Raw genomic sequence first — 13,312 nt, forward strand, 5'->3', positions numbered from 1 at the left:
TTCATGATATTACGCGAAAGCTTGCTTTACCCTGCGGATAGGCTATATCAATCGTCACCCAGCTCAGCCAGTAATTCGGCCTGGTGCTCTGCCACCAGGGCAGTTGTTAATTCTGTCAGTTCGCCATCCATGATGAAGTCCAGTTTGTAGAGCGTCAGATTGATGCGGTGATCCGTCATGCGTCCCTGCGGATAGTTGTAGGTGCGTATGCGCTCACTGCGGTCGCCGGAGCCTATCAGGCTCTTACGGGTGGCTGCTTCCTTGGCTTGCTTTTCACGCAACTGACCATCCATGATGCGGGTTGCCAGCACGCGCATGGCTTGCGCCTTGTTTTGATGCTGGCTGCGGCCATCCTGGCATTCGACCACGATGCCGGTAGGAATATGTGTCAGGCGCACGGCAGAGTCGGTCTTGTTGATATGCTGACCACCAGCACCACTGGCGCGGAAGGTGTCTATGCGCAGGTCGGCATTGTTGATGACGACGTCCGCCAGTTCATCTGCCTCGGGCATGACGGCCACGGTACAGGCTGAGGTATGGATACGGCCCTGGGTTTCTGTCGCAGGTACACGTTGCACGCGGTGACCGCCAGATTCAAATTTGAGTTTGGAATACACACCCTGGCCAGCCAGGCGCACGATCACCTCTTTATAGCCGCCTAGTTCAGATGGCGACTCGGACATGATCTCGGTCTGCCAGCGGTTGCGCTCAGCAAAACGCATATACATGCGCAGCAGGTCACCGGCAAACAGGGCAGCTTCATCGCCACCGGTACCCGCACGGATTTCCATGAGGATGTTGCGCTCATCATTCGGGTCCTTGGGCAGCAGCATTTTTTGCAAATCACTTTCCAGTGCCTGCATGGTGTTTTTTGCGGCCTCGATCTCGTCCTGGGCAAAGGCTTTCATGTCGGGGTCGCTGAGCATGAGCTCGGCTTCGGCAATATCATCCTGGGCTTGCTTGTAATTGTTGTAAAGGGCGACTAGCGGGTCGAGTTCGGCATGCTCACGATTGAGTTTGCGGTAGGTATCCATGTCATTGGTGGCACCTTCCTGCATGAGCAGGTGGCCGACTTCGTCCAGGCGTTCGGCAAGCTGGTCGAGCTTGTGTAGCATTGATGGTTTCATGATGTACTCTTTTGCTGTATAGCGAATGATGCTAATGGTAGGGCGGGTCAGTCTGACCCAGATGAGATGTGCCTGTATATAATCCGCGCTTAAGCGGACAGGCCAGCGGCGTAGCGAATCGCTAACGCTTGGTGCGGAATAATTGAGGTAACAGTGTTGCCAGACGGGCGCGTTCATCGCCACTGGCTTGATGCAGTGCTTGTTGAGGGCCATGCAGGAATTTGGCGGTAATGCCTTTGGACAAGGCTTCCAGCACCGCGTCTATGTCATCGCCACGGGCCAGCATCTTGCGTGCGCGTTCGAGTTCCATCAGGCGCAGTTGCTCGCTGCTTTCATGCAAATCCTGTATCACTGGCACAACAGCGCGACCATCTACCCAGTGCATGAAGGATTGCACCCGGGTTTCTATGATGGCTTCTGCCTGCGCAACTGCAGCCTGACGGCTTTCCAGGCCAGTTTGCACAACAGTGCCGAGGTCATCGACAGTATATAAAAAGACGTCATCGAGTTTGGCGACTTCAGGTTCTATGTCGCGTGGCACCGCCAGGTCAACCATGAAAATGGGGCGGTGCTTGCGCGCCTTGACCGCACGCTCCACCAGACCAAGGCCGATGATGGGCAGGGAAGAAGCCGTGCAGGAAACGATGATATCGAATTGCGCCAGTTGCTGCGGCAAGTCTGCCAGGCGTATGGCCTTGCCGCTGAAGCGGTGGGCCAGTGCCTCGCCACGTTCCAGCGTGCGATTGGCGATCGTCAGCGACTTGGGGTTTTGCGCCGCAAAATGGGTGGCGCACAACTCTATCATTTCGCCAGCGCCAATAAACAAGACATGCTGTTCGGAGATCTTGTCAAAAATACGTTGTGACAGGCGTACCGCTGCGGCGGCCATGGAGACGCTGTGCGCGCCTATTTCTGTGGTAGTGCGTACTTCCTTCGCGACAGCGAAACTGCGCTGGAACATCTGGTGCAAATAAGTACCGAGGCCACCGGCCGCTTCTGCCTGGCGCACGGCATCTTTCATTTGCCCCAGGATTTGCGGTTCACCGATGACCATGGAATCCAGGCCAGAGGCAACGCGAAAGGCATGCCTTACCGCATTGTCTTGCGGCAGGGTATATAGATGAGGGCGTAAGTCTGTGTATGACAGCTTATGAAAATCCGCCAGGAAATGCGCCGTAGAATCAATTGCATTGGCACCAGTGCAAGCGGCGTACAGTTCTGTACGATTGCAAGTTGATAATATGGCTGCCTCATTACCATGCCTTGCCACATTGGCATCGCGACCAAACCAGGCACGCGCAGCCACTACCGCCTGAGATATTTGCTCAGGCGAGAAGGCGACCTTTTCGCGCAGGGACAGCGGCGCGGTCGTGTGGTTGAGGCCAACGGCAGACAGTTGCATGCAATTAATTGTGGCGGGATGTAAGGCTCCATTATAGCGCTTTGCGAGAGCATTTTCCTGAGCACTGGTGTTTGATGCATATCAAGGAAGGCTACAGGGTAAAAAATATGTCGTTTTTGCAACGTGCAAATGGGCAAGAACGTATCTTCTTGCCAACTGGAACAGCAATGTTCTTATTCCAGATCTGCCGGAATGCGAATATTAAAAGTCGTACCTTCATTGGGGACACTGCTAAAGTCTATTGTTGCCTGATGCCTGTCCAGCACCGCCTTGACGAAAACCATACCCAGTCCTATGCCATCATTCTTGGGCTGTTCATTGGTCCTGAAGCGCTGGAAGCGCTGGAACAGTCTGGTCTGGTCTGCATGGGTAATGCCATAACCCTGATCGCTGATAGAGCAGACAATGATGGAATCGGCCAGCCGCTGTTCACGTACCAGCGAACAGGTGATGGTGGTGTCCTTGGGACTGTATTTGATGGCATTTGACAGCAGGTTTGTGAGCACTCTGGTCATCAATGAGTTATCTACCAGTACAGGGAATTCCTCATCCTGGATTTTGGTTTTTATGCAGATGTTCTTGCTGCGCGCCAGTGACCACATTTCTTCGGTTGCCACCAGCAGGATGTCCTGGAAGTCGGCTTCTTCATAGCGATAATTCTGCGACTCTGCCTGCGCCAGTTGCACAAAATTGTCAGCCAGGCCCAAGGTGGAACGTGAAGCTCTTTCTATGCGTTCCATGAATTCTTCGGCAGGCAGTGCAGTGACACTGTCTCTTTGCAATTCCAGTAAAGCCAGTATGGATGCCTGCGGGGCGCGCATATCGTGGGAAATGAAATTCAGGGTTTCGTCACGGCTGCGCTCTGCTGCCCGCACGCTGGTGATATCGATGAGGCTGACTATCCAGCCCACCAGTTGTTTTTCACCGTTGTAACTGGGGGCGCTCTTGATCAGCAAATCCTTGCCCTGCGGGTCGCGCACTTCTATGCCCTGCGACATGGTCTTGGTATGTTTGATGTCGAGCAAGTCCCACCAGCTAAAGCTGGAATCTGGGCCCGATTCTCCATTTTGTGGTGGCGACATCTTGGCAAACAGATAGGGCACCAGGGCATCATTGACCTTGGGCATACCTATGCCGGCAAAGTAGTCGAGGGCAGGCTGGTTGGTTAGCAAGACATTGCCATCTGTGGTGGTGACCATGGTGGCATCGGGCAGGCTGGTCAGGCTGTCGCTGACAAACTGGCGCAAGTCACGCACGCGGTCGACGGCTTCGCGCATGGCATTGATGCTTTGCTCCAGGGTGTCGGTCAGGGCGCTTGCTGGTTGCTCTTCATCTTCATCGATAAATTCTGGCAAGAGGTGCGGTTCCTGGTCGAGGATGCGGAATTCTTCTGCCAGGAAACGAATTGCCGCCTCCAGCCGGCGCCAGCTCCATAAAGGATAGGCGATCACCAGTGCCAGCAAGGCCGCGGTTGGTGCGGCCCAATAACCAGCATATCGCAGCATCGCCCAGCTACCCAGTACGGTGGCGGATGCAACGATGGCAGTTGCCAGCAATGCCTTGCGTGGCGACAACATCTGGTAAGCCATCAGTGTCACGGCCACTGCCAGCAAATTGAGTAAATACAGGTAGGCAGGCGGTGCTGATCGTATGTTGCGCTGATCCAGCAGGGCAGCGAGGATGTTGGCATTGATCTCGACCCCGGAAATCATGCCTTCATTGCCAGATACCGGAGTAGGGAAGGAGTCTGCCATCGCGCTTGCCGTCGGGCCCACCATGACATACTTGTTCTTGAAGAAATCGGCCGGTACTTCGCCCCGCAGAACGCTGACATAGGGCACAGTGCGGAAATGGCCACTGCTGCCAGCAAACGGAATATGCATGAGGTAGTCGCGTTGCCAGGTGCCAGGATCGGCCGGGGCATTGCGTACTGCGGCTGCCAGGCGTTCGCCTGGCAAATCTGTCTCTGTGCCCGGCGTGATGCTTTTGGCGACATCGGCCATTGCCAGGGAAAAATGGGGCCACCATTCCCCATTCATGCCCTCGCGCAAAAAGACGCTACGTGCGACGCCGTCCTTGTCCAGTTCCAAATTGATATGGGCCAGGTGGCGTGCGGCACTGGCCAGCAAGGGTATCGGGCGCACCGTCGTCAATCCCTTGCCCGCATTTTCCGAGATCAGGGGCAAGACCACATTATTGCTGCGTACCATTGCTTCGGCCAATTGCTGGTCACCATTTTGTGCCTGCTCATCACGTTCCTCTGCTTCGGTAAATACAAAGTCCATGCCGATAGCCGCAGGCTGGGCCGCACTGATTTGTTTGATCAATTGTGCATGGCGCAGGCGCGGCCAGGGCCATTTTCCGAGTTCACTAAGACTATGGCTGTCTACGCCAACGATGATGATGTCATCCCGCGCTGGGCGGGAGTTGAGTTGCATGAGCCTGTCATACAGGACCAGGTCTGACCGCTCCAGCACCTTGTAATACAAGACGCCAGCGGTGAAGAAAAAAATCAGGGTACTGAGAACCAGCCACTCCCGTAATGCAATACGCTCTACCTGTAAGTGGCTGTTTTTCATGTAACGTTGCTATTGATCTGACCTTCTGTGATTGTAACGCAATAGTATCTCAATAATTGGTGCCCACTGGCCCGCTACCACTTTGTATCGCTGTGCCATCACCACTGGTCCAGCGTGGTAGCAGGGTGATTTTCTGGGTCGACGTGAAGGCACTGACATAGCCGTCCGGGTCGGTGGAGCGGACGCGGATGAAATAAGTACCTGCCTCAGGGCGATTGATCTTCAGCTCTGCTTTGTCTAGCTCCTTGTCCAGATACAGCTTCTTGAACCCGGCATCGGTACTGATCTGTATCAGAAATTTTTGCCCCGGTTCGGAAGCCCAGCTAAAGGACAGCAGATTGCCATTGCCTTCATCTGGCGGTGCCAGGCTGGTGACTGGCAGGACAGCAAATTTCTGCACATCGCTATACGGCCCATGCTCAGCTTTGCCATTGTTGCTCGCTATTGTTGCCACGCGCCAGTAGTATTCACCATCCTTGGGACGGTCAGCACTGAATTGCACTTCTTTCAGATCAGGCTTGTCGATCAGCAAATCCTTAAACGCTGCATCCCTGGCAAACTGCAAATGGTAGCTGACGGCATTGCTGGCTTCGGTCCAGGCAAAATCCAGGCGTTCGGCTCTCACTTTGTTTTTAGGTTGTACGGTGAATGGCGGTTCCGGACGGGCTTTCAGCGTCACGGCTTTTACCATTGGCAGACCTTCCAGGCCCAGTTTGTCGATGGCGGTGATGCGTACAAAATAATTGCCATCGGCAAAGCCGTCAAACTTGAAGCGGTTGTCCTTATAGCGGTTTTCTGCCAGGACATTGATGATCTCTTTGTCTTGCGCAATTTGCACGCGATAGCCAGCAGCATCCGGGCTGGCTTCGACCTGGAATTGCATGGTAGGGCGCTCTTGCAGCAAATAGCGGTCGTTCATTAGCGGTGGTGGCAGCAAATCAACGACTTTGCCTATGCCAGCAGCAGAAATGATATTTCCCTTGCCTGATGTCAGCACCAGCTCATCCTTGACTTTGGCAAGTGCATTACTGACAGCAACGCCGCCTTCCAGCACTTCATTGGCAATACCGTCTTCATTTACGCCAACGCGGAAATTGGTGCCACGTACACCCGCGACAGCCAGATTGGTGCGCACTTCAAAGCGTCCCTTGTTGCTGACCAGCGAAGATACACGTGACTCGACCTTGCCTTGCAAGAGCGTGACTTCAGTACGTGGACTGGCCGTGTACTTGGTCTTGCGCAATTTGGAGAGGCTGACATTGCTATTTGAAGGAATGGAAATGCGCGATTCGTCCGGCAATGCCATGGTCAGGAAAGCGTTTTTATCGGTACTGATTTGCGCGCCTTCCTTCAATACGCTGCCCAAGGCCAGATTGCCAGTCGTGCCGTCAGCGGCTTTATAGGCCGGGTTGCCCGTCATGGCGATGACCTTGGCTTCACTGGCTTCTTCTGGCAATAACTCCAGCGGTATCAGGATGGCCGTGCCTATGGGGATGGTCCTGTCATTGCCGATATTGTTGCGTTTGCCGAGGATTTGCCAGTTACTGGTTTTCTCGGTGTAGCGTTTGGCAATGGCTGATAGGGTATCGCCTTGCAGGGCGAAATAAGTCATGTCTGGCGGGGTATTGATGAAACTGCCGGGAGTAGCTGCAGGCTGGTTGGCAAAGACGTAGGCAGGTGATACCAGTGCCAGACTGGAAAACAGGCAAAACGGTATTTGTCGCAAGAGTGGGGTGGCGCTTAGTCTCATGCGGGACTCCTTGTTTGGAAAAGCTTTCCGGGGCAGCCTTGGCTGCCCCGGAGGTGTTTATTCTGGTGTCATTTGTTCCAGGCGGTAACCGTAACTATAAACGGGTGCCAGGCGGTAGCCGTTTTCCGGTCGCAATTCCAACTTGCTGCGCACTCTGGAAATATGGGTGTCCATGGTACGGGATGGGATATCCACATCCCGTGACCATACGGCTTCCAGTATGTAGGCGCGCGACAATGGGCGGCCGAGATTGCGGAACAGCAGCAGGGCGAGGTCGAATTCTTTTTGTGTCATTTCTACCGGTACTTCATTGACACTGACGCGACCAGCGCGGGTTTCAAACTTGTAGATGCCAAATTGCAAATGCTCGGATGCTGCCTGGGTAGGGTAGGCGCGGCGCAACAAAGCCTGTACCCGCGCGACCATTTCACTGCGGCGTATCGGCTTGATCATGTAATCATCAGCACCGGCAGCCAGGCCAGCCACGATATCGTCCTCACCAGAGCGGCTGGTCATGAACAGGACTGGCAGCGTAGGCGAAAGTTTTTCCCGTACCCAGTGCAAAATCTCGGTGCCACTCAGGTCTGGCACTTGCCAGTCGAGTATCAGCATGTCGTAACTCTCCCTGCGCAACTGGTGCAGCATCTCTTTCCCGCTCAGGAAAGGGTGAGTCGTATGACCTGCTGCATTCAATATGGTGCAGACCAATTCGAGCAAGTTATTGTCGTCGTCAAGTACAGCGATTCTCATGGGATGTTACCGTTGATGTTCGGCAAATAAAGTGGAATATCTTCCATTATATCGAAAGCAAGTGAAAAAATAAGTAATTGTGAAAAAATGTGAATAAAACACAAATTACTTGTTGTTACAATTTTTCGACAATGGCACGCGACAATTATTAAATTTATTATTTTTTTAATCAAGTTTCTGCCTGCATAGGCCCATGTTCTCGCAAGCCTGCAGCAATGTAGACTTAACTACGTAACTCAAGTTCCGGCAAGACCACGTTGACATCCAGCACTTCCAGATTCCCTTGTTTATCCAGCGAGACTTTGATGTCTTCCGGGTTGACCTTGGTATATTTGGAAATCACGGCGATCAGTTCTTCGCGCAATGCTGGCAAGAAATCATAGCCATCACGGCCCGTGCGTTCGCGTGCAATGATAATTTGCAGGCGTTCTTTCGCCATATTGGCGGTTTTGGGTTTGGTATTAAATAAAAATGAAAGCAGAGCCATATTATTTGCCTCCGAAAATGCGTTGCAGCAGCCCCGGTTTTTCGTAAGTGATGAAACGCAAGGGAACTTCTGTGCCCAGGAAGCGGGAAACCACGTCTTCATAGGCTTCCGACACATCGCTCCCCTTCATGTGGATAGCCGGATTGCCCTGGTTGGAAGCATGCAATACCGCTTCCGACTCAGGAATAACACCAATCAGGGGGATGCGCAAGATTTCTTGCACATCGGTATAGGACAGCATCTCGCCAGCTTCCACCCGCTTTGGTGAATAGCGAGTGATCAGCAGATGCTCCTTGACTGGTTCGCCGCCTGCCTGGGCGCGCTTGGACTTGGCCTGAATGATGCCCAGGATACGGTCAGAGTCCCTGACTGAAGAGACTTCAGGATTGGTGACTACGATGGCTTCATCGGCAAAGGTCAGCGCCATGACGGCGCCGCGCTCGATACCTGCGGGTGAATCGCAGACGATAAATTCAAAATCCATCTTGATCAGGTCATTCAGTACCCGTTCCACGCCTTCTTCTGTCAGGGCATCTTTATCGCGAGTTTGTGAGGCAGGCAAAATATATAGATTATCGCAGTGTTTATCCTTGATCAGCGCTTGGTTGAGCGTCGCTTCACCACTGATGACATTCACCAGGTCATACACGACACGGCGCTCGCAGCCCATGATGAGGTCAAGATTGCGCAAACCCACGTCAAAATCCAGCACGGCTGTTTTATGGCCGCGCATGGCCAGGCCAGAAGAAAAACTGGCACTGGAAGTAGTCTTGCCTACGCCGCCCTTACCGGATGTCACAACGATGATTCTTGCCACAAATAACTCCTTTTATCTATCCGAGGATACTGAAAATTGAGGCTGCTTTCCTGCAGACTAGCCTGCTGATTTCACTGATGATACTTCAATACTGTCACCGTGCAGTTTAACTTGAACCGGATGATGAGGTAGTAACGGCGGGAAGCCATTCTCGAACGTACGGTATATCCCGGCGATGGAAACCAGCTCTGGCTCCATAGTCAAGGCAAAAATCCTGGCTTCGGTGTTCCCCGTCGCCCCTGCGAGCGCGCGGCCTCGCAAAGGTGCATAAACATGGATGCTGCCATCTGCAATCACTTCGGCGCCATTATTCACCGAAGCCGTGATAATCAGATCTGCTCCGCGCGCGTAGATACGCTGGCCTGCACGCACGGGTGTATCTATCACCATCGCAGGCATATTACGGATAATGACTTGTGGTTCAACTGCAACGGGTGCCTCAACCGGCGCTATTTCTACTGGTGCCGGGGCCGGCTGTTCAACGGGCACTTCCGCTTTAAGTTCTGGTTCGGCCCTGGGTTTGCTGACCACGTCTATGCTCAAACCATGCGAGCGTATGGTGACATGATCTTCTTCCCGGGCATGGCGCACGGCAACCGGGTTCAGCCCATGCGACTTGAAGAGCGGGATCAGCGCATCCCAGTCCAGCGCTTGCTCAGTAATGGCTTCCACGTCAATAACGGCAAATTCATCATCAAAAAAGTCGGGCGAACCTGCAGTCATTTCCTTCAATGCTGCTTCCAGCACAGGAAAAGCGGAGTCATGCAGCAAAATTGCAACAGCAACAACAGTAGAAATCTTGATCTCAATGGGCTTGCGCGTCAGGCTGTTTTGCATGGCATCCGTTGGAAATAGTAGTGAATCTGCTAATTGCCCAAATACTTTCACGTAAGAACCATTTCATGGTTCACGTGTCAGAATAATAGTCATGCGCAATTAATAGCAAGCATGAAAAGGACTAATCCTACCAATAGGCGGGCAGGATTGCAAAATTATGCACTTTTTCTTTGTAAAGCTACAAAAATAGCGTGCTGGTTTGACTATCAGTAACGTTAAGGCAATAGCGTAGATGGTCATCACCAGCTATAACTGTGCACATAAAAGAAATAAACGGGCTTAACGTGTGTGCAATATGATCCTTGTTGGAAACAAAGGCTGGGCTTTGAAATTGTTGTGATGGGAAGCTTACATTTCAATTTGTCCCGTCAGGTCATGTTTGCGTTTGTAGCAGCAGGTAATCAATCAAGGCCCTGATTTTCAAGGCCAAATGTTTGCCCGGTGTGTACACTGCGAAAATATTACCCGTATAGGGCGCGCAAAATTCCCAATCTGGCAGAACGGCTTCCAACTGCTTTGCCGCGATGGCTGCACGCGCAGTAAAGTCAGGAATAAGTCCAATGCCACCACCTGCCAATATAGCCGCCAGTATGGCCGCGCTATTATTAATCGTTAGCCTCGCTGAAATTTGCACCTTGCATTGTTGCTTGTCTCTTTGCATGGTCCAGTGGTCACCAAAGTTGCCATAGCCCAGATAAATACAGCGATGCGTCGTTAACTCATGTGGCTCTGCGGGGTAGCCTGATTGCTGCAGATAATATGGTGTGGCGACCAACTGATACCGCATCTTGCCGAGCGGCCTGGCGGCCAGACCCGGAGCCAGAGCGCTTGAAATGCGTATCGCCAAATCTACGCCTTCATCAATGAGATCAATGGTGTCATCCATCAATGTCAGGCGAACAGAGACATCTGGATTTGCATCCAGAAAGCCAGGCAGTAGTGGTGCCAGCCAGACCTCGCCGAATACCACGGGGGCGGTTAGACGTATGACGCCACTCGGATGCTGGCTGTAACTTCCTGCCAGCGCATGCGTTTCACGTGCTGCCTGCAAGATGCGCATGCTACCGATCAGCACTTCCTGCCCTAGCTCGGTCAGGGCAAAGGAGCGTGTGGTTCTTTGTAGCAACCTGCCACCCATATGTGCTTCCAGCCGGGTGACGTGGCGGCTAACTGCTGAGGTATTGACACCCAGTTGCCGAGCGGCAGCCGAAAAACTGCCGCTTTCCACTACCTGGGCAAAGATCGCCATCTCATTGAGCATTTCCATCATGCATATCCTTTTATTTTTGCTTCCAGGGCAATAATCTTTTGTATTTTATGCGTATTGTTGAAGAGTGTCAGCTTGTCGATAATAAAGGCTACTTAAATCAGAAGCAGGTGGATACGATGATTAGCGATTCAGGCAATTCTGAAATTCTCGGAAAATGGCAAATGGTGGCGGCAATGACATTGTCTGGCACCATAGGCCTTTTTGTGATGGCCAGCGGCCAGCCAGCGATGACGGTGGTGTTATTACGCTGCCTGATTGGTGGTATTAGCCTGCTAGCCTTGTTGTACTGGCAGGGCGGCTGGAAAAACTTCAATGTCGCACAAGTAAAATGGCTATTGCTGGGAGCTGCTGCCCTCATCATCAACTGGCTATGCCTGTTTTCTGCTTACAAGCTCAGCAGCATTTCTATCGCCACGGTGGTCTATCATGTACAACCCTTCTTTTTACTGATCTTGCTCGCCATGACGCAAAAGGATGGGCAAATCTGGCGCAAGCTACCTTTCCTGTTATTGGCTTTTGCTGGAGTCGTGTTCAGCTCGGGGCTGGATGTCCAGCATGATTTCCTGTGTAGTGCTGATGGACATTTTAGTCAGGTTCTGGCAGGTGCCGGGCTGGCCTTGCTGGCGGCCTTACTATATGCCTTTGCCACGCTGGCGACACGTAAGCTGCAAGGTATAGCCCCGGCGCAGATCGCTGGTTTGCAATTGCTGGTTGGCGCTGTGGTGCTGGCACCGATGGCAGATTTATCGGGCTGGAGCTGGCACTGGCAAAGCTGGGGCAGTTTAGTTTTGCTGGGCTTTGTTCATACCGGGCTGATGTACAAACTCATGTACGATGCTTTCCAAAAATTGCCAGCAACGAGTATCGCTACCTTATCCTTTATTTATCCGCTGGTGGCTCTGCTGGTTGATGTGTGGTTTTTTTCTACAGTCTTGAGTGCCATGCAATTGCTAGGCATGGCGATGATATTGATAGCCGTGCTGGCAAATCAGCGTGACTGGAATCTGCTTATGTTGATGCGAACTTTGAATTTAAGAAATGGAATCAAATGATGAAAACTCGTGAATTGGGACAGCAAGGTTTGCTCGTATCCGAGCTGGGTCTGGGATGCATGGGTATGAGTACGGCATATGGTGCTGCCGATGAAAATGAAAGCATAGCCACCATACACAGAGGGCTGGAGCTGGGCTTGAATTTTTTTGATACCGCGGAACAATACGGCCCCTATGCTAATGAAACTTTGCTGGGCAAAGCCTTGCAGGGCAGGCGCAGTGAAGTAGTGATCGCCACTAAGTTTGGCTTCAAGATAGAAAACAATCAAATAACGGGACTGGACAGCCACCCCAGACATATACGCCAGGCAGTGGAAGGGTCTTTGCAAAGGCTGGCGACGGATTATATTGATCTTTTGTATCAGCACAGAGTAGATCCCGCCATTCCCATTGAAGAAGTCATAGGTTGTATGGCTGATTTGGTAAAACAAGGCAAAGTGCGTTTTCTGGGTTTGTCAGAAGCGGGGGCAAATACCATACGCCGTGCGCATGCGGTTCACCCCATCAGTGCATTGCAGAGCGAATACTCTCTATGGGAGCGCAATCTCGATGACGAGATTCTGCCGCTCTTGCGTGAACTGGGGATAGGTCTGGTGCCGTTCAGCCCTCTGGGACGTGGATTTCTCAGCGGTAGCGCACTGCGCGCTGAGGCGTATCCTGCGACGGATTTCCGTCATCTTGACCCGCGTTTGCAGGGTGAGAATTTTGATCGTAATATGCAGGCAGCTGCCCAGGTCAGGGAAATTGCTACCGAAAAAAATGTCAGCCCCGCTCAACTGGCACTTGCCTGGGTCATGCATCAGGGACATGATATTGTGGCTATTCCAGGCACCAAGCGCGTGAAGTACCTGGAAGAAAATCTGCGTGCGAGCGAAGTGGTACTGGATAATGCGGATATGCAAGCCCTGGGCACAGCAATGCAAACTGTTGCAGGTGAACGTTACAGCAAGGAGAGAATGGCGATGGTGGACAGATGAATTGAACCAGTGCTGACTTCATCTTGAATCCAGTTAATTCGAGGGAGGTTGCACTTTAACTATCTGGTTCTAGCTTGTTGATGTGCACATGTATCTAGGTCTTTATGTGTGTTTGACGTCTGCATTTCTGATAGAGACTCCAAATCTGGAGATAGTGTGCGGAAAACAAATGCGAGAGTGATTTTTTGTAGTAATGTCAATTATTTCATTGTACCGCATGGATGTCATGAGATTTTCATGGGCAAGGCTTACTGGGTGCCGCAT

The 13,312-nt window shown here is 52.2% G+C and carries 11 protein-coding genes; 2 read left to right on the forward strand and 9 right to left on the reverse strand.

What is annotated here, in order from left to right; genetic code table 11:
* Positions 1–47: 47 nt before the first annotated feature.
* The 9 genes from prfA to H8L47_RS21610 form a co-directional block, all read right to left on the reverse strand.
* The gene (gene prfA / locus H8L47_RS21570) at positions 48–1,127 is read right to left on the reverse strand and encodes a peptide chain release factor 1 (protein WP_186955662.1); all 1,080 of its coding nucleotides are present in this window, start codon (positions 1,125–1,127) and stop codon (positions 48–50) included.
* Between the two features lie 121 nt (positions 1,128–1,248).
* Entirely contained in the window at positions 1,249–2,529 is a 1,281-nt protein-coding gene (gene hemA, locus H8L47_RS21575; protein WP_186955663.1) for a glutamyl-tRNA reductase, read from the reverse strand.
* A 173-nt stretch (positions 2,530–2,702) separates the two neighbouring features.
* Positions 2,703–5,108 carry a CHASE2 domain-containing protein gene (locus tag H8L47_RS21580; protein ID WP_186955664.1) on the reverse strand — a complete coding sequence of 802 codons (2,406 nt, stop codon included), beginning with the start codon at positions 5,106–5,108 and terminating at the stop codon, positions 2,703–2,705.
* Positions 5,109–5,157: 49 nt separating this feature from the next.
* Positions 5,158–6,858: a FecR domain-containing protein gene (locus H8L47_RS21585; RefSeq protein ID WP_186955665.1), complete on the reverse strand. Its 1,701-nt coding sequence runs from the start codon at positions 6,856–6,858 to the stop codon at positions 5,158–5,160.
* A 57-nt stretch (positions 6,859–6,915) separates the two neighbouring features.
* A complete protein-coding gene (locus H8L47_RS21590) occupies positions 6,916–7,608 on the reverse strand; it encodes a response regulator transcription factor (protein ID WP_110258153.1) in 693 nt (230 codons plus the stop codon).
* 223 nt (positions 7,609–7,831) lie between these two features.
* Positions 7,832–8,095, reverse strand: coding sequence for a cell division topological specificity factor MinE (minE, locus tag H8L47_RS21595; protein ID WP_186955666.1), 264 nt, complete (start codon positions 8,093–8,095; stop codon positions 7,832–7,834).
* A 1-nt stretch (position 8,096) separates the two neighbouring features.
* Positions 8,097–8,912: a septum site-determining protein MinD gene (minD, locus tag H8L47_RS21600; protein ID WP_186955667.1), complete on the reverse strand. Its 816-nt coding sequence runs from the start codon at positions 8,910–8,912 to the stop codon at positions 8,097–8,099.
* Positions 8,913–8,969: 57 nt separating this feature from the next.
* A complete protein-coding gene (minC, locus tag H8L47_RS21605) occupies positions 8,970–9,749 on the reverse strand; it encodes a septum site-determining protein MinC (RefSeq protein WP_186955668.1) in 780 nt (259 codons plus the stop codon).
* A 373-nt stretch (positions 9,750–10,122) separates the two neighbouring features.
* Positions 10,123–11,019 (reverse strand): LysR family transcriptional regulator, encoded by an 897-nt coding sequence (locus H8L47_RS21610; protein ID WP_186955669.1) that lies wholly within the window; start codon positions 11,017–11,019, stop codon positions 10,123–10,125.
* A gap of 116 nt (positions 11,020–11,135) precedes the next feature.
* Between H8L47_RS21610 and H8L47_RS21615 the strand changes: the two genes are divergently transcribed.
* Positions 11,136–12,071 (forward strand): DMT family transporter, encoded by a 936-nt coding sequence (locus H8L47_RS21615; protein ID WP_230413857.1) that lies wholly within the window; start codon positions 11,136–11,138, stop codon positions 12,069–12,071.
* The gene (locus tag H8L47_RS21620; RefSeq protein ID WP_186955670.1) at positions 12,068–13,048 is read left to right on the forward strand and encodes an aldo/keto reductase; all 981 of its coding nucleotides are present in this window, start codon (positions 12,068–12,070) and stop codon (positions 13,046–13,048) included. The genes H8L47_RS21615 and H8L47_RS21620 overlap by 4 nt, the downstream gene beginning before the upstream one ends.
* The last annotated feature ends 264 nt before the right edge of the window (positions 13,049–13,312 follow it).

It is taken from the genome of Undibacterium umbellatum, from assembly GCF_014284125.1.
GTDB classification, from domain to species: Bacteria; Pseudomonadota; Gammaproteobacteria; order Burkholderiales; family Burkholderiaceae_D; genus Undibacterium; species Undibacterium umbellatum.